A 21698-nucleotide genomic window follows, 5' to 3' on the forward strand; every position below is an offset into this window, starting at 1 on the left:
GCGGCCCCGCTGCGGAACAGTCAGTACATCAGCCGTATACCAGGTTGGGCAGCCAGGTAATCAGCCCCGGGAACAGGATGCAGAGGCTTAGCCCGACCGCCTGCAGGGCCAGGAACACCAGCGAGGAGCGGAAAATGGTGCCCATGGAAATTTCCGGCGGACAGACGCCGCGGATGTAGAAAAGTGCGTAGCCGAAGGGCGGACTCAGGAAGGACATCTGCATGTTGACCAGATAGAGCACACCGAACCAGAGCACCACATCTTCGCCCGGCACGGCCGGCAGCCCGAACAGCCCCTCGAACTCCAGTGCCTGTACGATCGGGATAAAGATCGGCACCGCCAGCAGCAGAATGCCCACCCAGTCGAGGAACATCCCCAGAATGACCAGCAGCACCATCAGCAGGAACAGGATGCCGTAGGCAGACAGGCCGGTCCCCAGAATGGTTTCGGTAATGAAGTTCTGACCACCCTGCAGAATGTAGAAGCCGACGAACACCGATGCACCGAACATGATCCACAACACCATGGCAGACGCCTTGGCCGTGGTAATCGATGCCTCACGCAGGGTCTGCACCGAGAATGCCCCATGCTTCCAGGCAACCATGATGGCACCGAAGGAACCGATACCGGCCGCCTCCACCGGCGTGGCGACCCCGCCGAACAGCAACCCGAGCACCAGCATCACCAGGATGATCGGCGCCACCAGGTCCTTCAGCAGCAACAGCTTGTCTTTCAGCGAGATACGTTCTTCCATCGGCACCGGCGGACCGAGCTTCGGATTCAGCATGGTGCGAATCAGTACATAGGCGATATACATGCCGGACAACAGCAGGCCCGGCACAACAGCGCCCAGATAGAGTTCACCCACGGATTGCTGTGCCACCACCGCGTAGAGGATGGCCAGAATGGAGGGCGGAATCAGAATGCCCAGGGTGCCCCCGGCCATGATGGAGCCCAGTGCGATCTGATGATCATAGTTGCGCTTGAGCATTGCCGGCAGCGCGATAATGCCCATGGTAACTACCGCAGCGCCGATTACGCCCACCATGGCGGCCAGAATGGTGGATGCAATGATGGTGGCCGTTGCCAGACCGCCACTGAGTCCCCCCATCCACTTGTACACAACATTGAACATCTCTTCGATCAGACCGGCCCGTTCCAGCATCGAGGCCATGAAGATGAACAGCGGAATGGCCGCCAGATCCGAGTTGGTCATCATCGGGAAAATACGTCCCGGAATGATATTGAGCATCAGCCCATCACCCACCAGGTAGATGAATGTGACACCCAGACCACCGGTAACGAACGCCAGTGGCAACCCCATCATCAGCGCCACCAGCAGGGACCCGAACATCAGATAGGTCAGGGGTCCGATCGATACACTGGACAGAGAGCCCGCCAGGCGAAACAGGAAATAGTCATCACCGTAAGGATCGTAGAAAACGGTGTTGATCGTTTCCACCAGAATGATGAACCCCAGGCTCACCGTGGCGATGATCATCAGCCAGGTGCCAAGCTTGCCAACCAGCGAGCCCTGGCCATTGCGCACCACAGGCGCATTGGTCGTGTGAGTGGTCATTGCGTGTCCTCCCGTCCCATGCGCACGAACAGCGCAATATCCTTGATCAGCTTCGACAGCCCGGCGAGCAGAATCAGCACGGCGCCCAGCAGCATCATGCCTTTCACCGGCCAGTACTGAATGCCCCAGGTTTCCACGGTGGTTTCACCCATCCGGTAGGCGTCAAAGAAGAAGGTCCAGGAAGTGCCGGCCAGCGCCAGCGTGAAGATGAAAAAGAACATGGAGGTGAAGATGTCCATGCCAACCCTACCCCGCTCAGGCAGCAGGTTGTACATCACATCAACCCGTACATGGGCCCCGTGCAGCATGGCGTAAGCCCCGGCCAGCAGGTACTGCATGCCCAGCAGCAGGAAGCTGGATTCATGCACCCAGATGGTCGGCATGTTGAAGAAGTAGCGCATGATCACTTCATAGAAGTAAAAGCAGACCGCGTTCACCGTCCAGAAGGCGACAAACACCCCGGACTTTTCACTGATCCAGTCAATTGCGCGCGTGAAGGAGTTCCCTTCGAAATGCTGGTGGATGATCGGATCCTCATCCGCCTGAACCTCACCCATAATGGGGTGCGATTCTTCCACCTTGGCCTGTTTGCGAACCGCGCGCCGGTTCAGGGCCATCATGATCAGCGGCATGACTGCCAGCCAGCCCCAGTAGAGCCAGTGCGGCAGCACAAAGCCAAAGCCTTCAAGATCAGACATGATCGGTTACCTCGTGCAGAGACAGGTCACAACTGCGGGGGAGATCAGGCGTGAGCCCAGACGCTCCCCCTGTGGATAAAAACGGGCCGGAGGCTACTCCATGCCCTCGATGTCCTCTTCCGAGATGTAACCGACGGTTTCGTTCATCATGTACTTCAGCTGCAGGTCGAAGATGGCACGGGCATCCTCATCCTTGTTGGCCCACTTGTACCAGATCGGGATGGCAGCCTTACGGAAGCGCATCAGATCGTCCTGGCTAAGCCGCGACACGGTGTCGCCTGCTTCCTTGAACTTCTCCATCGCTTCGATGTTGCGCTGCTGGATTGTCAGATAGTGACGCTGGGAGTAGTTGCGCACCTGTTCCTCGACAATCTTCTGCAGCTTGGGATCCAGGTTGTTCCAGGCCCGCATGTTGACGGTCAGGTCCATCAGGTCCACCGGCTGGTAGATCGACATCACCCCCGGCGGTCCGAACAGGATGTAATCGGTCACCTGAGAAAAACCAAGCTCCCAGTTCACCGCAGGACCTACGTAGTCCGCCGCGTCGATGGTGCCTTTCTCCAGCGCCGGGAAGATATCGGACCCCGGCAGACTCACCGTTGACACGCCAAACTGCTGGAACACCTCTGCCACCATGCCGCCGGGCACGCGGATCTTCATGCCGTTCAGGTCATCAAGGCTGTTGACCGGCTTTTTGGAGTGGATGATGTTGGCATCGTGCTGGATCGGGCCGACATAGAACAAACCGAACTTCTTGTAGATCTCACGGGTTTTTTCCAGCATGCCCATGGAGTAGAACATGGTGTCCCACTGGTGCGGCTGGTCGGGGCCGGCCGGATAGGAGGACAGGAACACTGATGCCGGAATTTTACCGGACCAGTACAGCGTGAACGGATTCATCCCCTGGAGGACGCCATTACGCACCGCATCAAACAGCGCGTTGTTATCGGCAGCGACCGATTTGGCCGGGAAGGGCTTGAAGATCAACTCGCCGTTGGTCTTCTCTTCCATTTCATTGCACCACTCTTCAAACAGGCGGTAGCCCACGGTGCCCGCATCCCAGACCGACTGGATCTTCCAGGTCTGGGCCGCTTGTGCCGGTGTCGCAGCCAGCATCGACGTGCCGGCAACCAGTGCGCCAGCCAGCGCGACAGACTTCATGAATCCGCGTCTGGGCTTAAAGCCCTCCACGGAAGCATTCTCATCGTGTTTGCTCATGTTGGTTCTCCATGATTTTTATTGTTCGGGCGGAAAACAGAATGTGGCGGCATATCCGCAGCGCCAGAGCGACGGTCCGTGACTGCCGGGCAAGCGCGAGGGGAAGCATTGGCGAGGGCTTGAGAAGCGTCCAGCAAAAGCGTAACTGGTCGGACCAGTTTTTTGCGCACAGGCGTGGACGCTGGCAGCTGAATGGTCGATATTTACTTGAGCAAAGCCCGCCCCCACCGGTTTTCCACAAACAATAACAACAACTGGTTGAACCAGTGGACAAGATGCCTAACAAACAACCCTGTTCGACGGCCCAGTCGATTGCACATCATCTGGAAAAGATGATTCTCGACGGCACCCTTGCACCGGAGCACAAGATCCCTTCCGAACGTCAGCTTTCCAGCCGGCTCGGCGTCTCGCGTGCCATCGTGCGTGAAGCCCTGCATGAGCTGCATGGGCGGGGCATGATCGAAACCAGCCATGGCAAGGGATCTTTTGTCACCTGCGCACTGCCTCAGCTGGAAGATACCAGCCCGCTGATGCAGGCCTTCAGCGGTGACTCCCGCACCCTCTACGACCTGTTCGAGGTGCGGGAGCAGCTGGAAGGTCAGGCCGCGGCACTGGCGGCCGAGCGCGCGACCGAGATGGATCAGGTCCGCATCACCCGTGCATTTGAAGCGATGGAATCGTCCGACCCGCTCAGGAACGCCAACCTGGACCACGCCTTTCACAGCGCCATTGTGGAAGCATCCCACAACCCGATTCTGTTACACATTCTGAGCAGCCTGAAAGAGTTGATGCTGGGCTCGGTGCAGGCATCTGTCATGAACCTCAACCACCGGCAGGCCTTCAAAAAGCAGATCGACAAGCACCATCGCCAGATTTACCACGCCGTCATCAGCCGCCAGGCGCGCTGGGCACGCAAGGCAGCCATGGCCCATGTGCGGCATGTCTGCGAAGCCCTGCGCCAGATTGAGGAAGATGAGCACCACTTGATTCGTCACGCCCTGAATGCAGCCAATGAGGAGGAGCCAGCCCTTACCCGGGAAGTGCAGTAGCACATCCATGTCCAGATAAAGGAAGCGCTCTAGAGGCGTTCCCCATGAGCGACAAAAACACCTCTTTTTTGAGCCTTATCAGGGGTTCCCTGATTGGCAGCTCCATGATTTAGCTGCTAGTATGAGCTCAAGTTTATCGGCATCCGTTGTCGTAACTTTGCTTTCCAGCGAACGAATCTCTCCCGAAAAGGCAACTGCCCGCGTGGCAGGCGCAAAGCCAAGGGCCGAACGGAACGGCTGCCTGGCTACCGAAAGAGAGATTCTCCCTAACAGGCCCCTGTATCTGTGGGCATTCCCTGTTCAGTTGTGTACCAGGTTTGAGCGTTTTCGCGCCCTTCCCTGCATTCGCACGCCCAATTCAGCCCCATGCCGTTGAACACTCTGCTGCCCTGACGGTGGGGACGTCCTTTTGCTATTCTCGCGCCCCTTTCCCGGCCTGACTCGCCAGACTTGGCTTCAGCAAGCTTTGCAATAGTGTCTCTTTTTGAATACATTATAGTTATTCATGGTACGACATCTGCCTTGCAGATACCTCGCCCCATGGACTCTCCAGCGCGGTGCCCGGGATGGGCACCTTTCTCCCCTCGCCTTCATACACCATTCAGCCGTCTCATCGCAGACTTCGCACCGCCCTGATATGAGCACTTGATGCAACTGCGAACCTTCGTGACTTCGAGAGACCCGAATGCGCTTTATCCACACCCCAAAACATCGCTCTGCCGTACTCATTGTGCTTGCTGTTCTGACCAGTGCCTGCAGTCATGACCGCTACCTGTTCATGGAAAAGGCCCAACTGACTCAGCTCCAGCAGCAGGTCGATCAACACCAGCACCAGCTTGATCGCCTGATGGCCGAGAACCAGCGTCAGATCGAACAACTCGAGCATGCTCAGGCCCTGCGTCATCAATCAGTGATGCACTCCCTCGAGCAGCAAACCGAGTCAATACAGGCACTTGAAGGCTCAGACAAGCGCTATACCTCGCCTTACCGGTCGGACTTCACCGCATCCGGCGAGCAGACCCGACTACATCAAGGCAAGCAGATAGTGGGTGAAGTCGAACCGGTGTTCCTGGCCATACCCGGCGTGATCTATTCAGCCCGCATCGACAGCGGCGCTACTACCTCTTCTTTGGATGCCGCCAACATCACTCGATTCGAGCGCGATGGCGAAACCTGGGTCCGCTTCGATATCCGCCACCCCGAGAGCGAGGCGCTGATCACCGTGGAACGCGCGCTGGTGCGTACCGCACGCATCCTGCAGGCCGATAGCCAAACGCCGGAGGAGCGCCCCGTTGTCAGGTTGCCTTTCGTGCTGGGCAACCATCGCCAAAGTGCCGAGTTCACCCTGAATGACCGCGAGCATCTGACCTACCCCCTCCTGATCGGGCGCAATGTGCTGAAAGACGTCATGTTGATCGACGTGGGACAAACGCACATGACCCGCCTCCCGGACGCCCTCACCCAACAGGAGGCACCATGAGACAGTATTCCAGAACCCCCTTCAGAATCGGTATTGGCCTGTTGATTCTGGCGGGCGTTTCGCTGGCCACCATCCGCCATCTGGAACTGGGCGTGCCCTGGTGGCCCGGTGAGCAGCGACCGGTCTGGCGGGTGGAAGCCCGGGTTGATTTCCAGGCCTCAGGTGAGCCTGTCAGTGTTCGCCTGAATATTCCGGATCAGCCTCCGGGCTTTCGGATACTCACCGAACAGGCGACTTCGCCCGGCTACGGTTTTACCCTGCAGGAACAGCAGGGCGAGCGCTTTGCCCAGTGGGATATTCGGCAGGCGGAGGGCCCTCAGACCCTGTTCTTCAAAACCCGGCTGCTGCCCGAACCGCAAGCAGCACAGGACAGGGAGTCCGAGCTGCCGACGGCGTCTCAAGTGTTTCTTGAGGAGCCATCCGCCACGGCCGCCCGCGCCCTGCTGACACAGGCTCAGGCACAGTCCAGCGGGCCTGCCAGTCTGGCGCGCGCACTGATTCGACAACTCACGCGGGCCACACCCGACCAAAACGCACAGCTTTTGCTGGACCATGCCGCTCTTGCGGAGACGCTGGCGCAACTGCTGAACCATGCCGGTATTCCGGCACGCCTGGTCGACGGCCTGGTACTGGAAGATGCCCGCCGCCAACAGCGCCTGCTCCCCTGGCTGCAGATCCATGATGGCAATCACTGGATCACCTTTAACCCGCGCACGGGCGAGCAGGGTGTTCCTGAACAGGTGCTGCTGTGGCGTCAGGCGCGGGGGCCTGTGCTTGAAGTGGTCGGTGGGCAGGATTCACAGGTGCGTTTTTCCATGCTGCGCCAGACCCTCCCGGCCACCCAGGTTGGGCAGGCCACGGCAACCGGGAGTGTCATGACTGCCTTGAGCCTCTACCAGCTGCCGGTGGAACAACAGGGCATGTTCAGGCTGCTTCTGCTGATGCCCTTCGGGGCGCTGGTGGTGTGCGTTTTACGTATTCTGATCGGCATTCGCACTGCCGGCACCTTCATGCCGGTTCTGATCGCCGTGGCCTTTGTACAAACCTCGCTGCTGCCGGGGCTGGCGGCATTTCTCAGCCTGATTACGCTGGGACTGCTGCTGCGGGGTTACCTGTCCAGCCTGAACCTGCTGCTGGTCTCACGCATCTCCGCCATGATTGTGCTGGTCCTGTTCCTGACCGCCGCGCTCAGCCTGATCGGCTATCACATGGGCTTCAGCACCGGCATGACGCTGACCTTCTTCCCGATGGTCATTCTGGCCTGGACCATCGAGCGCATGTCGATTCTATGGGACGAGGAAGGGCCGCACGAAGTCTTTATTCAGGGCGGTGGCAGCCTGCTGGTCGCAATACTGGCCTACCTGATCATGAGTGCCCCTCTGGCCGAGCACCTGAGCTTCAATTTCCCCGAACTTCACCTGGTGGTGCTGGGGCTCATTCTGTTGCTGGGACAGTACACCGGCTACAAACTGACGGAACTGCGCCGTTTTGCGCCGATGCGGAGGTATTCCACATGATGCGATGGATCCGGCCCCGAGCGCTGCAGCAGCAGGGCATGCTCAGCATGAACCAACGCAATATCGACTATATCGGGCGCTACAACGACCGCCGCGCCTACCCACTGGTGGATAACAAGCTCAAGACCAAAACGCTGGCTGACACCTGGGACGTGCCCAGCCCGGCCCTGCTTCAGGTTGTAAAAGCCCAGCATGAGATTCACCAGTTTCTGGACTATGTGGCAGCACTGGACGGTTTTGCCATCAAGCCGGCCAAGGGCTCCGGCGGCAAGGGAATTCTGGTGATTGCCGGTCGAGAGGGTAACGACTTCATCAAGCCCTCCGGCAGCCGCGTCAGCCTGATCGATATCGAACGTCACCTGTCCAATATTCTCGCCGGCCTCTATTCGTTGGGCGGCTCACCGGATGTGGCCATTATCGAAGCTCTGGTCAGAGCAGATCCCCTTCTGTCGCGCTACTCCCATCAGGGCGTACCGGATATTCGGGTACTGGTGTTCAAGGGCTACCCGGTGATGGCCATGCTGCGTTTGGCCACCGCCGCGTCCGATGGCAAGGCCAATCTGCACCAGGGAGCCGTGGGGGTCGGGCTCAACCTTGCCAACGGCCACGCACTGAACGCGGTCCAGTTTGACCAGCCCATCGAGCAACACCCGGACACGGGGCTTCCGTTAAAGGATATTCACATCACCCAGTGGGCGTATCTGCTGACAATGGCCAGCCGCTGCTACGAAGCAACCGGCCTGGGCTACATGGGGGTCGATCTGGTGGTGGATGCATTTCAGGGCCCGCTGCTGCTGGAGCTCAATGCCCGGCCGGGGCTGGCCATTCAGATCGCCAACGGTGAAGGCCTGCTGCCACGGCTCAACGCCGTTGAAGCGCTTCCACGTCCACACCTGACACCCGAAGCACGCGTGGCCTGGGCCAGAGAGCAGGCGGCCCCCTCAGCAAGCGGTGTTCTGTGCAGCCGGCCGAGCACCAGACGTGACGGGGTGCCGGCCTGATGCCGCTAGAGCAACCGCGCCACGCGACTGACCAGAACAGCCCCAAGTACCGAGAGCAGACCGGTCGCCAGCCAGGTGAGCTGCCAGCCCCCGGCCCAAACCGCCAGCGCCCCAATGGCCGGAGGCGCAATGAACTGTCCCAGTGCCGACAGCTGCAGCATCCAGCCCACGCAGGTAGACACCACCGAGCTGTCGGGGGCCAGCCGAACGGCCAGTGAAAACAGTACGCCCGGAATCACCCCGCTGACGGATGAAAACACCAGCACCGCGGCATACCGCACCCAGGGCCACTGGGCGGTCATATCCGAGAATGCGACCCAGGTGGTCAGGCTCATCACCGCAAAACCGCCGTACAGCAGCGCGCGTGAACTCATGCCCGCCTGCAGCAGACGCCCGGACGCCGCATTGCCGACCACGTTGGCGGCCGCGGCCATCGCGGTCAGTACGCCCACCAGTGCCCCTTCAATTCCGGCCTGTGTATAAATCGAAGGCAGGAACCCGATCACCGACAGCCACTGGCCGGAGTACATGGGGAAAATCAGGGCAACCAGCCAGGGACCGGGACTGCTCAGAGTCAGACGCAGGCGCGCCAACAGAGTACGCAGGCCGGACAGCGGGGCACCTGCATGAGGGTTGTGCTCTGAGGGGTCCGGCGGTACTTTCAGGAACAGCCAGCCCCACATCAGCAGCGTGATACCGGCAATGAGCCACCACCAGCCCTGCCAGCCCAGCTGTGCCAGCATCCAGGGCCCGACCAGCAGGCCGGTACCGGTACCAAAACCCATGTAGCAGCCCCACCAGCCCAGACGCACACTCAGCTTTTCGGGCACCACCAGACGCCGAATCAGTCCGGGCCCGGTCAGCGTCACCAGCAAGAAGCCGGTGCCTTCCAGCCCTCTCAAGATCAGCAGCTCGGCTGCAGAACCCGCAAAACCACCCAGCGTACTGCACAGCACCAGCACCATCAGGCCAGTCAACATGCTGCGACGCAGGCCGGCACTGTCGGCCAGCACACCGATCAAGGCTCCGGCCAGCATGCCGGCAAGCTGAACCAGCGAGAGCAGAAAACCGGCCTGTACCAGGCTGACGCCCAGCTCTTGCTGGAGTACGGGAATGGCGGGCGGAAGTTTGCCGATATGGAGTGCAGCCGTGATGCCCGCCAGCATCACGATCATTTCAGGCGCAAAACGGCGCGGGGCCTCAGAGGGTGTGTTCAAAAGCATGCCTGCGGGTAAAAGCCTTCATTGTACGCCCGCGCCGGTATTGAACCAAAGCCCGCGCACTGCGTATGAGGGCAAAAAGGAGCCCGATATGAAACGCTTACTGACCTCTTTGTGTGGATTGTTGATCAGCCAGCAGGCCCTGGCCGTCGAACCCGATACCGATGCCCTGTTCAATCATCAGCTCAAACGGCTGCACGCCAGCGAGCAGGTTGACTTGAGAGCGGCCTTTGCCGGCAAGCCGATGCTGGTGGTGAATACGGCCAGCTTCTGCGGGTTTACCGGCCAGTTCGAGGGCCTTGAAGCCCTGCACCAGCAATACCGGGACAGAGGGTTGAAGGTGGTCGGATTCCCCTCCAACGACTTCTTCCAGGAGTCCGGCAACGAAGCCAAGACCGCGGAGGTCTGCTTCGTCAATTATGGCGTCAGTTTCGACATGTTCAGCCCGATCAAGGTGCGAGGCAGTGATGCACACCCGATTTTCAAGGAGATCGCCCGCCAAAGCGATACTCCGCCGCGCTGGAACTTCTACAAATACGTGATTGATCGTGACGGCAAGGTAACCGCAGCATTCTCCAGCATGACCGCGCCCGATGACCCGGAACTGCTGAAAGCAATCGAGCAGGTGCTTTGATCAGGGTGCCCTGAGGTCAACGCGCCCCTCACGGCTAATCGTGTACGTCTCCAGATCCTCTGCCAGATAGAGCTGCCCCGCGTAACCGGCAGCCGCCTCACGGCGAACATCTTCGATCGAAAGGTCAGACGGCTTGCGAGACGCCTTGCGATAGCGCGGGCTGAAGTGGGTCAGGATCAGGGCCGGCACACCCGCTTCACGGGCAAACTCGGCCACCTTCAATGCACTGCTGTGCTGCGGTTCCGGCCCCACTTTTTGCAATACTGCCTCGGTATAAGTGGCTTCGTGTACCAGCGCGTTTGCGCCTCTGCATAAACCAGCCAGCAGCTCGGGCCGGTCGTTGTCACCGCCCACTACAACCGCCCTTGCCGGATAGGCAGGTACACGGTAATCCCGGCTGTTGAGCACACGCCCGCCAGCCAATTGAACCTGCTCCTTTTTTAACAGTTCACCATAGAGAGGCGAAGGGGGGATGCCCTCCGACTGCAGACGTGCCGTATCCAGCTTGACGGGCACATGCGCCTCTTCAAGACGATACCCCCAGCACTCCACACGGTGACTCAAGGGAGCGGCCCTGACATGAAAGCCGCCACGACTCATCTGCAGCGACGCTGTCACGGCCACAAACTCAAGCGGGTATTCGATCCGCATTTCGGTGTGCTTGATCACGGCTTGCAGATACGCCCACACCGCCTGCGGTCCCACCAGCGTCAGCGGCTCGGTACGGCCATTCAACTGGCAGGACGCCAGCAGCCCCGGCAGCCCGTAGCAGTGATCACCATGCACATGGGTAATCAGAATGGCACGCAGCTTCAACGGCGACAGCCCGGTGCGCAGCAACTGGTGCTGCGTAGCCTCGCCACAGTCCACCAGCACCCAGTCCCGCCCCTGCTCAGGCTGTATGGCCAGTGCAGACACATTGCGCTGTCGTGTTGGCGCACCGGAAGAGGTGCCGAGGAAGGTCAGGTTCATGGCTCTATTCTATCTATTCCTGTCAGGAGTGGAGGATTATGGCAAAGTTGAACGACCTCGTTACCCTTTCCTCCGCCTTTGCTTCCCCACCCAGGCCACATGCCGCTGCACCGCCGGGTCATCCTGCAGCTTTGCCAGCGTATTGAAGTCACGTGCCAGCGTCATCTCGTCATACAGCTTGTGAATGCCCCGGTGGCAGGCCTGGCAAACCCAGATGCCGGCATTGAGCTGCTCGCGCGTAAAATGTTTTTGAAAGCGAGGTCGACGATGCATTTTGCGTGGAATCAGGTGGTGGAAAGTCAGTGGCACCTGGCGGCCGCAGAGTTCACAGTGTTCGAAGGGCGCTCGTTGGCGCATGGGAGGGCTCCTGTTGACGCTGACTGCCTTATTACGCCTGCTTGCACTAAAATGATCAATGCCGCCAAACAGGTGTTTAATGGATTCAAGTTTGCGGCTCATTGGCCGATAATGCTGCCTATGCCAACCAGATTTCGAGGCCACCATGAAAGTGCTTGTTTCCACTCCGCAGCTGTATAACGCTCGCCCTCAGCAATCTGCCGAGGCTGCGAACACCCCCAAGGGCTCGGACAAGGATGCCAACCAGGTATTGCTGGGCAAGCTGGCAGACAGGATTCCCGGCATGAGTGCCGAGAAACTGTCCGGGCTGGACGCTGAAGACTTTACACCGGACAAGGTGGCCGGGCGTATCAGTGATTTCGTGGCCCAGGGGCTGGAAGCCGCCCGTTCCCGCGGCGCTTCTGAAGAGCGCCTGACGGAGATGTACAACGCCGCGGTCAAGGGCGTTGAAAAAGGCTTTGCCGAGGCCCGCGAAATTCTGGACGAGTTGAGCATGCTGAGCGAGCCGGTGGCCGCGCGCATCGATGACACTGAAAAGCTGACCTTCGACGCGCTGGCCGCCATTGCACCCGGCAACCAGACCTCATCGCCCCTGTCTCAAGTCGCCATGGGAGGCGCCGAGCGGTTCCGTAACGCGGAAGACATGTCGCTGACCGTCAAAACCCGTGACGGTGACGAAGTCACCATCAATTTCAGCCGCAACCAGAGCTACGATGCCACCTATGGTGCGGGTGCCGACAGTGAAGGCAACGCAACGGCCTGGATGGACGTGAGCCGCAGTGAGAGCAGCCAGTACCAGTTCAGCGTTCGTGGCGATCTGGACGAAGGTGAGCTTGAGGCGCTGGAGCAGATGGTGCGGGATATTTCCGGTGTGGCCGACGAGTTCTTCAACGGTGATGTGCAGAAGGCATTTGAGCAAAGTGCCGACATCAGCTTTGATGCCAGCGAGCTGCAATCCATGCAGCTGGATATGAGTTACAGCCGCAGCTGGTCTCAGGCCAGCACCTACGAGCAGGTCGGCAATCTGGAACAGCCGGTGGACAAGCCGGGACTGCGACTGGGTCAGCTGATGAAGGATCTGGCAGAAAGTGCCGGCGCGCCGTCTCTCGGGTTCCTGCAGTCACCGGCACAGGCTGGCCGTGATCTGCTGACCGGCATGGTCGAACAGGATAACCGCTTCCAGAGTGCGCTTGAGGAGCTTCAGAACAGTTACCGCAATAACCTGAAGCAGCTGGTCGATGCCGTACTGCCACTTGAGCCCACTGAAACAGAGGTGGAGGCTGAAGCCGAAACTCAGCCCGGTAACGAGTAACGCAAACGGATTTTCCGAACGCACAATGGCAATGCCCGGCCTCTGGCCGGGCATTGTCGTTTACAGGCTGGCGTAGTAGCTGTCCAGCGCGCTGCGAATGCTCTGCACGGCCTTCACCGATTCGGCGTTATCCCCATGCACACACAGGGTATCAGCCTGTAGCGGGATCTCGGCCCCGTCCAGCGTGACCACAACCCCTTCCTGCGCCAGTCGCAGCGACTGCTCGATAATGCGCGCTTCTTCGTGATAGACCGAGCCTTCCACACTGCGCGGCACCAGGTAGCCATGATTGTCGTAGGCCCGGTCCGCAAACGCTTCAAACAGCAGACGGGCGTCGAACTCATCAGCCACTGACTGGGCAGCCGTGTTGTTGGCGGTCGCCATCAGCATCAGCGGCAGCGACTCGTCGTACTCGCAGACCCCTTCCAGCACCGCTCGCAGGATGTCATGATTTTTCATCATGTCGTTATAGAGGGCACCGTGCGGTTTGACGTATTCCAGCGTCTTGCCGTGTGCCTTGGCAATCCCGGCCAGCGCGCCAACCTGATACTGGATCATGGAGACCACTTCCTGCGGGTGGCACTGCATGCTGCGGCGACCGAAACCAACCAGATCCGGATAGCTGGGGTGCGCACCAATCCGGGTGCCGGCATGCTTGGCCAGCATGACGGTTTTGGTCATGGTCACCGGATCAGAGGCATGGAACCCGCAGGCAATGTTGGCCATATCGACCAGCGGCATCACCTGCTCGTCCAGCCCCATTCGCCAGGAGCCGAAACTCTCGCCCATGTCACAGTTAAGCAGTATTCGTGTTGGCATCTGTCTATCCATCAATTAATCCGTCATCAGGTCAAAGTGGTCTGCGTCCTGCCAGGCCGGGAATGTCTGGCGGAACTGCTGCAGCGCTTCGCCACTGAGCAGACCCGTTTTGATAAAGGGTTCACCCGGCGGGCCATCCAGCAGGGCCTGCCCCTTGAAGTCGACCAGCAGGCTGTCGCCACTGTACTCCAGCCCCTTGCCGTCTTCCCCGATACGGTTGACACCAATGACATAGCACTGGTTCTCAATGGCACGCGCCTGGAGCAGGGTGCGCCAGGCATGGCGGCGCGGCGATGGCCAGTTGGCCACACAGATCATCAGGTCGTAATCGTCGCGGTTACGGCACCACACCGGGAAACGCAGGTCGTAACATACCTGCGGCAAAATGCGCCAACCCTTGTACTCAAATACCGTGCGCTCGGTACCGGCACTATAGTGATTCTGTTCGTTGGCCATACGGAACAGGTGGCGCTTGTCATAGTGCTGAATCTCGCCATCAGGCGTCACCAGCAGCATGCGGTTGCGAAAGCCTTCGTCGTCAATCGCCAGACTGCCGCAAATGGCGGCCCCCAGCGACCGAGCCTGATCCTGCAGCCAGCGTACGCTCGGCCCACTCATCGGCTCGGCCACCTCTTCAGGCGCCATGGTAAAACCGGTGGCAAACATCTCCGGCAGCACAATCAGGTCTGTCTGCTCTGCCAGCGGCGCCATCAGCTCCGTCAGTCGTTCCCGGTTCACACTGGGCTTATGCCAGTCCAGACGTGTCTGGACCAGGCTGGTTCTTAAATTTTGCATAGTCTTTCCGCGGCCTGATCAAGCGTGGTTTCATTTTTGGCAAAGCAAAACCGAATCAGTTTCATCTCGGGTGCCTGACGACAGAACACGGACAGCGGGATGGCAGCCACCCCCGCGTGCTCGATCAGCCAGAGCACGAACTCCGTATCCGGCAGGTCACTGATGGCACTGTAGTCCATCACCTGAAAATAGGTGCCGGCGGCCGGGGTAAAACTGAAACGACTTTCGACCATACGGCTGTTAAAGCGATCACGCTTGGCCTGATAGAACGCCGGCAGCGCTTCGTCATGTTCGGGATTAGCCGAGAGATAATCCGCCAGGGCGAGCTGCAACGGAGTGCTGGTACTGAAGGTCAGGTACTGGTGCACCTTGCGCAGTTCAGCACTCAGTGGCGCCGGGGCGATGCAGTAACCGATCTTCCATCCCGTTGTGTGGTAGGTCTTGCCAAATGATGACACCACGAAGCTCCGCTCCGCCAAGCCCGGGAAGCGGTGAACACTCTGATGGCGGTGACCGTCAAAGAGAATGTGTTCATACACCTCATCGGCCAGCACGAGAATATCCGTTCCCTTGACCAGGTCCGACAACGCCTGCAGGTCGTCGGCAGTCATCACCTGACCGGTCGGGTTGTGCGGGGTATTCAGGATAATCATGCGGGTTCTGGGGGAAATGGCCTGCGCCACCTCATCCCAATTCACCGCAAACCCGAGCGGCTGCAACTGCAGATGTACCGGTTGTCCGCCGTTGAGTGTGATCGCCGGGTCGTAGCTGTCATATGCCGGATCAAACAGAATGACTTCATCACCCGGTCGCACTACTGCAGCAATAGCAGCAAAGAGCGCTTCGGTTGCACCGGCCGTAACCGTCACTTCATCGGCCACTTCCACCCTGCGACCGTAGCAGCGTTCAACCTTGACCCCTATCGCCTCGCACAGAGCCGGTACTCCGTTCATGGGCGCATACTGGTTGGCGCCGGCACGAATATGATGGTCTACACGGGACAGCAGCGCCTCGGGCCCATCAAAGTCAGGGAAGCCCTGAGACAGGTTGATCGCCTGGTGCGCTTGCGCAAGCGCAGACATCTGCGCAAAGATCGTTGTGCCTACACCCGGCAGTTTGGTTTCAGGGTATTGCATGTAACACTCGGCTGATAAACGAAACCTCGATAGTAACGGACAGGCGCCAGCCGGCTCAATAAAGGCAGTGGATTAGAGGCCCTTCAGGGGTAAAATGGCACCATGTTTGACTGGATTCTGACGCATAACGGCTTCATTATTGAAGCTTTCATCCTTGGCCTCATTGTGTTGTACGTGGGCCTGAAAATTAAATAATGCTGACTCTGGAATGAAAATGTTCACCTACCCTGCCCGGCAAGCGCGATGGCTGTCTCTACTGACACTGGGGCTCATGAGCACTGCCGTGGTCGCAGACGAAAGCCTGTACCTGAACGAGCAGGACTTCTTTACCGATATTCCCGAAATCACGTCTGCTACTCGCCTGAACCAGAAATTGACCGAATCTCCGGCGTCGATCAGCATCATCACGCGGGAGATGATCGAAGCCTCGGGCGCCCTGCATATCCCTGACCTGTTGCGACTGGTGCCCGGCTTCCAGAGCACCCACGTCAGCGCCAACAAGTTTGCAGCCACCTACCACGGCGCCAGCGACAACTTTCCGCGCCGACTGGAGGTGATGATCGACGGCCGCTCCGTTTACCTGCCTCTGCTGGCCACCGTTGACTGGACCTCACTGGGCATCAATCTGCGCGATATCGAACGGATCGAAGTGGTACGCGGGTCCAATGTGCCCTCGCAGGGTTCCAACGCCTTTCTGGGTTCGATCAATATCATCACGCGCGAGCCGGCCCTTGAGCAGGGTGGCTATGTCGACATGACGGCCGGCAGCCTGAACACCCGGAACCTGCATGCCTCTCACTCAGGCGTACTGGCCAACTGGAGTTACCGCCTCTCGGGCGGACACGAACAGAATGACGACTTCGACATTCACGAAAACAAGCTGAAGCGGAATTACCTGAGCTTCAGTGGCAGCTACACCCCCAGCCTGAGTGAAACCTGGCGTTTTCAGGCCGGTATCGACCGGGGCTACAGCTACGTTGGCGGTGCGGATAAATCCGACGAGCCTTATGTCCGCCGTGACCACGACGCCAACTATCAGTCAGCGACCTACGAAAACATCTATTCCGATACCGGCAGCCTGAAACTTCAGGCCTTTCATAACTATCTGGATCTGGAAACGCCGCTGAGCTCGCGGGACTACCTGATCAACGAGGAAGGCATTCCCGAAGCGCTGGTCGACGAGTTCATGCAACTGAACACGCTGAGACGCGATAACGAGCACGGGACCACTGAGGTATACGATATCGAGGCGCAGATTCAGGAGCGTCTGGCCAATATCAAAAGCGTAGCCGGGCTGGGGTATCGCTACCAGACCGCGGAAAGTGACATTCTGCTGCAGGACGGCAAGGTCTCCGAGCAGCGCTGGCGACTGTTCGGGCACCTGGACTGGTCACTGCATCCGCAATGGCTGTTCAACACCGGCGCCATGTACGAATACAGCTCCGCGGAGTCGGATGCACTGTCGTACCGCCACGCACTGATTTACCAGCCTGATACACACAGCAGTGTGCGTCTTGGCTACTCGCTGACCGAGCGCATCGGCTCACTGCTGGAGCGCTACCAGAACAGTACCATTTATGCGCCGGCCGCCTTTGCAGCCCCCTTTGATGAACCCACGGTGTATGATTTCAACCGCCGGGCCAATCCGGAGCTGGGCACCGAGCGCAATGAAACCTGGGAGCTTGGCTACTATCTGAACATGCCGAAACAGGCGGCCTATCTGGATGCACGGCTGTTTCACGAGAAGCTGAGCGCCATGATCGACACCTTCTATGTGGGCTTGCCGGCCGACTCGCCCGATACGGATAACCCCAAGCGAGTGGGCATTGGCGATAACCGCTACGGCTGGACCAACGAAGGGGTGGAGTTCCAGTTCAAGCAGCAGCCCAGTGCCGAGTTCTGGTATCTGCTCAACTATGCTTATACCAATACGCGCGTCGATACCTGGTACCGAGGCGCGCGGGGTGGCTCCAGCATCTTGACCTTTCAGGGTGCCGTCACCCCGGAGCACACCGCCTCTTTAATGATGAACTGGTCCCCCCTGCCGGACTTGAACCTGAGCCTGATGCACTACTATTTGGGCAAGACAGACTGGTTTGAGGGCGGTTATCGGGCCAGCTACAACCGCACCGACCTGCGCGCCGCACATACCTGGCAGCTCGATGCCAGCAGCGAGCTGGAGGCAGCGGTGACCGTGCAGAACGCATTCGGACCGGAATATGCCGAATTTTACGAACACAACCTGTTTGACCGCCGCTACTGGCTGCAACTGACACTCAGGTACCATTAATTCGACAACTGGATGATTGCAGGGATGGCAGTACTCAGAGGCAGGATAAACGATTATTGGACGCGGGGCCGGCGCCTGCTACAGGCCATGTGCCTGTTGCTGCTGGCGCCTCTGGCACAGGCTGAAGAGATTCTGCTGGTATTAAGTGACATCAGTCCCAGCTATGAGCGCGTTCAGCACGCCGTGATGGATACCGCGCGCGTGCCGGCCCGCGTGTCCACGCTGGACCAGGTCGAGCCTCTGGACAGCCAGAACAGTCTTATCGTGGCCATCGGCAGTCGCGCCTGTGAACAGATGCTGCGGCGCTACCACCCCGGCACTCGCCTGATCTGCAGTTTTCTGCCGTCCAGCACCTTTGAACAGCTCACCAGCACCCTGCTGCCCGGCCAGAAGAGCGACCTGATCAGTGCCGTTTTTATCGACCAGCCACTGGCTCGCCAAATCCGCCTGGCCCGCATGATACGGCCGGAAGCCCAAGTACTGGGGACGGCGCTGGGTCAAAGCAGCCAAAGCATCAAGCCGGCATTGCAGGACTACGCCGCCAGCGAGGTCTTTTCACTGGCCCTGGCCGAGATCAGCGCCAGCGATAACCCGATCGAAGCGCTGACTCCGGTGCTGGAGCAAAGTGATATTTTTCTGGTCATTCCGGACAGCTCCATTTTCAACCGCGCCATTTCCAAGTGGCTCCTGTATCTCTCCCTGAAAAACCGCGTGCCCGTGATCGGTTTTTCGGAAAGCTATACCAATGCCGGCGCGGCGGCCTCGGTGCACTCCTCACCGGACCAGATCGGTCAACAGACCGGTGAGTGGCTTAACCGCATCATCGCCGGTGAGGCGGTGCCTTCACCCGCCTACCCGGCCTACTTTGAAGTCAGCATTAACCCTGTGGCGGTGCGCACACTCGGACTGGAACTACCCTCTGCTGCAGCGATTCAGCGCCGCCTGGCCCGGATTGAGGCAGCCAACTGATGCAGCCGATGCGATCCCTCAGCATTCGCAGCCGCGTTCTCCTGCTGGCATTGATCCCGATGCTGGTTCTGGCGGCGATTCTGGGATCCTATTTTACCTACACCCGGCTGGCCGACAGCAGTGAGCGGCTGGAAGACCGAGGGCAGCTGATTGCGGGCCTGCTGGCATCCGCCGCCGAGTTTGGCGTAATCAGTGGCAACCGCTACCAGCTGCAGATTCTCAGCCAGCAGACACGTCGCAACCACGAGGAAGTGCGCGACATTCTGTTTTACGATGACCAGTTCAATCTGCTCTATCGCTCCGATACCTTTCCGGTCAATTTCTCGCCTGAAAGTCCGCCTCAGCAGCGCGACGATGCGCTCTGGCAGTTCTTGAAGCCCATCTACAGCAGTGCGCTGTTGCTGGAGAGCAACCCGGAGCTGGTCTCCCACTCACTGGACCCGGTCCAGATCGGCTGGGTCGGCGTGGTATTGTCCACGCGCACCTACTCGCAGGCACGACAGGCCATGCTGGTCAGCAGCCTGCTGCTGATCCTGCTGGGGCTGATGGTGACGGCGGTCGTGGCCAGCCGTTTTGGCCTCGGCATTACCCGCCCGGTCCGCGCCTTGAGCCAGGTGGTAGAACGCCTGGAAGCGGGCCAGCTGGATACCCGCGCCTCCACCACCCGCATTGCGGGTGAGCTGGGGCTGCTGGCAAGGGGTATCAACCGCATGGCCGCCAGAATCCAGCAGTCCAGCCGTCAACAGGAAGAGCAGGTTCAAAAGGCGACGCGCCAGCTCACCACCACCCTGCGCCACCTGGAGCGCCAGAACGAAGAGTTGAGCGAAGCGCGCCAGCAGGCGGAATCAGCCAACCGTACCAAGGACGCCTTTCTCGCCCGCATGAGTCACGAGCTGCGCACGCCGCTCACCTCCGTACTGGGCTTTGCCCGCCTGCTGGAAGAAACAAGGCAGACTCCGGAACAACAGCAGTACTGCCATATCATCAACCAGACATCCAACCTGCTGCTGACGATCATTGATGACATTCTGGACTTCTCGCGCCTGCAGTCGAACGCGCTGAAGCTGGAACAGATCCCCTTCCCGGTACACGACTGCCTGCAAAGTGTCATCGATATGCAGGCCCCCATGGCTCGGGACAAGGGGCTGCTGCTGAGCCTTGAACTGGAAACCGGCCTACCGGAGGGACTGAAGGGTGATCCGACCCGCCTGTCCCAGATTCTGACCAACCTGGTCAGCAACGCCATCAAGTTCACCGAACGTGGCGAAGTGCGCATGCACGCGCAAGGCCAGTGTCAGGGAGATGAATGCCGCCTGCGCGTGGAGGTTACTGACACGGGCATTGGCATTTCACCTGAGCATCAGCAAACGCTCTTCAAGGCGTTTTCGCAGGCGGATAACAGTATCAGCCGACGCTATGGCGGCTCGGGCCTGGGTCTGGTCATCGCCCATCATCTGGCACACCTGATGGGGGGGACGCTCTCGCTGACCAGCACTCCGGGGGAAGGCACCCGAGTCGTGCTTGAGGTCACTTTGCCCAAGGCCACACCTGAAGAAGCCCTGCCGCTGCCCTCTTCAACCCGCCGTTATCGACATCGATACCAGCTGCCAAGGCCGGTCAGGATCCTGTTGGCCGAGGATAACGAGTTCAACCGGCTGCTCCTGCAACGGGTACTCAGCCATGCCGGCGCCGAGGTCATCCAGGCGCATACCGGAACAGAAGCCGTGGAAGCCTTCCGCCAGCAGCGCCCGGACCTGGTGTTGATGGATGTCCACATGCCGGAGATGGATGGCATTCAGGCCACGCGGGAAATTCGCAGGCTGGATACCGAGGTACCGCTTTTTGCTGTCACCGCCAACGTGATGCAGCACGAACACGATGCACTCAGAGCGGCCGGCGCCAACGAGATCATGCTCAAGCCCCTGAACCTTTCACGCCTGTTTGAGTACCTGCACCAGCTGTTTGATACCCCCACGCCGCTGGCAAAGACGACAGATTCTGCATTGCTCGATGCGGTCGATCCCCAGGCATTGCAGGTTGAGCTGAACAGCCAGGTTGAAGCTGTGGAGGATGCTGTTGAGGCAGGCGACTTCGATCGCATTCGCGCACATGCGCACCAGTTGATGGGGCTTGCCGGGTTATACCAACTGCCGGAACTGGAAGCCGCCGTGGCGGAATTGCATCAGGCTGCCGTGGATCAGGATGTGCGGGGCTGCTGGCAGGCCAGCCACCACCTGACGCGGCTGGTTACGCATGAGCAATACCGACCGGACTAGAACGAACGGTAAAACGGTTCCTTTTCGATGAGCTGTTCCAGCTCGGCCTGAACCTCAGCCAGTCGCGCCCGTGCGGCCCGGTCGTACAGATAGGTGCCCAACCCGTCCGAGGCCGGCGGGTGCTCCTCGTCACCCTCATGAATCTGCACGCACTGGCGCCGTATCGCCTCCAGTTCAGGATCATGCAGGACCGGCAGGCCGATGAACATCTCCCACTCATCACGCCGGGCATCACCGGCCTGAAGCTGGCGCATCAGTGCCAGAATCTTGCGGCGTTCGGGACGCCAGGCCGGTGCCCGACCGTAGGTCAGCGCGACCGCCAACCCGCCGATCAGCACCAGCGATACCAGGAAGGCGATCAGGAATTCGGCCATAG

General features: G+C 59.6%; 19 protein-coding genes and 1 riboswitch. Of the genes, 9 read left to right on the forward strand and 10 right to left on the reverse strand.

Translation table 11 applies throughout. The annotated features are described in order from the left end of the window. Positions 1 to 28 precede the first annotated feature (28 nt). From H9C73_RS07570 to dctP, 3 genes are all read right to left on the reverse strand, one after another. Positions 29 to 1579, reverse strand: coding sequence for a TRAP transporter large permease (locus H9C73_RS07570; protein ID WP_209287208.1), 1551 nt, complete (start codon positions 1577 to 1579; stop codon positions 29 to 31). Further along, positions 1576 to 2277 carry a TRAP transporter small permease subunit gene (locus H9C73_RS07575; RefSeq protein WP_209287209.1) on the reverse strand — a complete coding sequence of 234 codons (702 nt, stop codon included), beginning with the start codon at positions 2275 to 2277 and terminating at the stop codon, positions 1576 to 1578. The genes H9C73_RS07570 and H9C73_RS07575 overlap by 4 nt, the downstream gene beginning before the upstream one ends. Before the next feature lie 93 nt (positions 2278 to 2370). Next, positions 2371 to 3495, reverse strand: coding sequence for a TRAP transporter substrate-binding protein DctP (gene dctP / locus H9C73_RS07580; protein WP_209287210.1), 1125 nt, complete (start codon positions 3493 to 3495; stop codon positions 2371 to 2373). Between the two features lie 275 nt (positions 3496 to 3770). On the opposite strand from dctP, the gene H9C73_RS07585 reads away from it, so the two are divergent. From H9C73_RS07585 to H9C73_RS07600, 4 genes are all read left to right on the forward strand, one after another. Continuing rightward, a complete protein-coding gene (locus tag H9C73_RS07585) occupies positions 3771 to 4544 on the forward strand; it encodes an FCD domain-containing protein (protein WP_209287211.1) in 774 nt (257 codons plus the stop codon). A gap of 179 nt (positions 4545 to 4723) precedes the next feature. Then, positions 4724 to 4797: riboswitch (cyclic di-GMP riboswitch) on the forward strand. 432 nt (positions 4798 to 5229) lie between these two features. Further along, the gene (locus tag H9C73_RS07590; RefSeq protein ID WP_209287212.1) at positions 5230 to 6024 is read left to right on the forward strand and encodes an ATP-dependent zinc protease family protein; all 795 of its coding nucleotides are present in this window, start codon (positions 5230 to 5232) and stop codon (positions 6022 to 6024) included. Further along, entirely contained in the window at positions 6021 to 7541 is a 1521-nt protein-coding gene (locus H9C73_RS07595; RefSeq protein WP_209287213.1) for an inactive transglutaminase family protein, read from the forward strand. Before H9C73_RS07590 ends, H9C73_RS07595 begins: the two co-directional genes overlap by 4 nt. Continuing rightward, the gene (locus tag H9C73_RS07600; RefSeq protein ID WP_209287214.1) at positions 7538 to 8542 is read left to right on the forward strand and encodes an alpha-L-glutamate ligase-like protein; all 1005 of its coding nucleotides are present in this window, start codon (positions 7538 to 7540) and stop codon (positions 8540 to 8542) included. The genes H9C73_RS07595 and H9C73_RS07600 overlap by 4 nt, the downstream gene beginning before the upstream one ends. A gap of 5 nt (positions 8543 to 8547) precedes the next feature. Here the strand turns inward: H9C73_RS07600 and H9C73_RS07605 are convergent, their stop codons facing one another. Further along, positions 8548 to 9759 carry an MFS transporter gene (locus tag H9C73_RS07605; protein ID WP_236014145.1) on the reverse strand — a complete coding sequence of 404 codons (1212 nt, stop codon included), beginning with the start codon at positions 9757 to 9759 and terminating at the stop codon, positions 8548 to 8550. Between the two features lie 94 nt (positions 9760 to 9853). Between H9C73_RS07605 and H9C73_RS07610 the strand changes: the two genes are divergently transcribed. Then, positions 9854 to 10396, forward strand: a complete 543-nt coding sequence (locus H9C73_RS07610; RefSeq protein WP_209287215.1) for a glutathione peroxidase — start codon at positions 9854 to 9856, stop codon at positions 10394 to 10396. Here the strand turns inward: H9C73_RS07610 and H9C73_RS07615 are convergent, their stop codons facing one another. Together H9C73_RS07615 and H9C73_RS07620 are read right to left on the reverse strand one after the other, a co-directional pair. Further along, the gene (locus H9C73_RS07615; protein WP_209287216.1) at positions 10397 to 11368 is read right to left on the reverse strand and encodes a ribonuclease Z; all 972 of its coding nucleotides are present in this window, start codon (positions 11366 to 11368) and stop codon (positions 10397 to 10399) included. Between the two features lie 60 nt (positions 11369 to 11428). Further along, positions 11429 to 11725 (reverse strand): hypothetical protein, encoded by a 297-nt coding sequence (locus H9C73_RS07620; protein ID WP_209287217.1) that lies wholly within the window; start codon positions 11723 to 11725, stop codon positions 11429 to 11431. A gap of 145 nt (positions 11726 to 11870) precedes the next feature. On the opposite strand from H9C73_RS07620, the gene H9C73_RS07625 reads away from it, so the two are divergent. Continuing rightward, entirely contained in the window at positions 11871 to 13037 is a 1167-nt protein-coding gene (locus H9C73_RS07625) for a DUF5610 domain-containing protein (protein WP_209287218.1), read from the forward strand. 60 nt (positions 13038 to 13097) lie between these two features. On the opposite strand, the gene H9C73_RS07630 is transcribed toward H9C73_RS07625, so the two are convergent. From H9C73_RS07630 to H9C73_RS07640, 3 genes are read right to left on the reverse strand one after another with little or no spacing between them, the layout of a single operon-like run. Further along, complete coding sequence (locus H9C73_RS07630; protein ID WP_209287219.1) at positions 13098 to 13856, reverse strand: 5-oxoprolinase subunit PxpA; 759 nt, start codon at positions 13854 to 13856, stop codon at positions 13098 to 13100. A 15-nt stretch (positions 13857 to 13871) separates the two neighbouring features. Further along, entirely contained in the window at positions 13872 to 14651 is a 780-nt protein-coding gene (locus tag H9C73_RS07635; protein ID WP_209287220.1) for an amidohydrolase, read from the reverse strand. Next, on the reverse strand, positions 14639 to 15787 hold the full coding sequence (locus tag H9C73_RS07640) for a pyridoxal phosphate-dependent aminotransferase (RefSeq protein ID WP_209287221.1): 1149 nt from the start codon (positions 15785 to 15787) through the stop codon (positions 14639 to 14641). The genes H9C73_RS07635 and H9C73_RS07640 overlap by 13 nt, the downstream gene beginning before the upstream one ends. Before the next feature lie 214 nt (positions 15788 to 16001). Between H9C73_RS07640 and H9C73_RS07645 the strand changes: the two genes are divergently transcribed. Genes H9C73_RS07645 through H9C73_RS07655 form a run of 3 tightly spaced genes read left to right on the forward strand, consistent with a single transcriptional unit; the run spans position 16002 to position 21322 of the window. Further along, a complete protein-coding gene (locus H9C73_RS07645) occupies positions 16002 to 18077 on the forward strand; it encodes a TonB-dependent receptor plug domain-containing protein (protein ID WP_209287222.1) in 2076 nt (691 codons plus the stop codon). Between the two features lie 24 nt (positions 18078 to 18101). Next, complete coding sequence (locus H9C73_RS07650) at positions 18102 to 19046, forward strand: ABC transporter substrate-binding protein (RefSeq protein ID WP_209287223.1); 945 nt, start codon at positions 18102 to 18104, stop codon at positions 19044 to 19046. Then, the gene (locus H9C73_RS07655; RefSeq protein ID WP_209287224.1) at positions 19046 to 21322 is read left to right on the forward strand and encodes an ATP-binding protein; all 2277 of its coding nucleotides are present in this window, start codon (positions 19046 to 19048) and stop codon (positions 21320 to 21322) included. Before H9C73_RS07650 ends, H9C73_RS07655 begins: the two co-directional genes overlap by 1 nt. Here H9C73_RS07655 and H9C73_RS07660 read toward each other — a convergent pair. Further along, on the reverse strand, positions 21319 to 21696 hold the full coding sequence (locus H9C73_RS07660; RefSeq protein WP_209287225.1) for a hypothetical protein: 378 nt from the start codon (positions 21694 to 21696) through the stop codon (positions 21319 to 21321). The genes H9C73_RS07655 and H9C73_RS07660 overlap by 4 nt on opposite strands. Positions 21697 to 21698: the final 2 nt, after the last annotated feature.

Origin of the sequence: Marinobacterium alkalitolerans (genome assembly GCF_017776525.1) — a bacterium.
GTDB classification, from domain to species: domain Bacteria; phylum Pseudomonadota; class Gammaproteobacteria; order Pseudomonadales; family Balneatricaceae; genus Marinobacterium; species Marinobacterium alkalitolerans.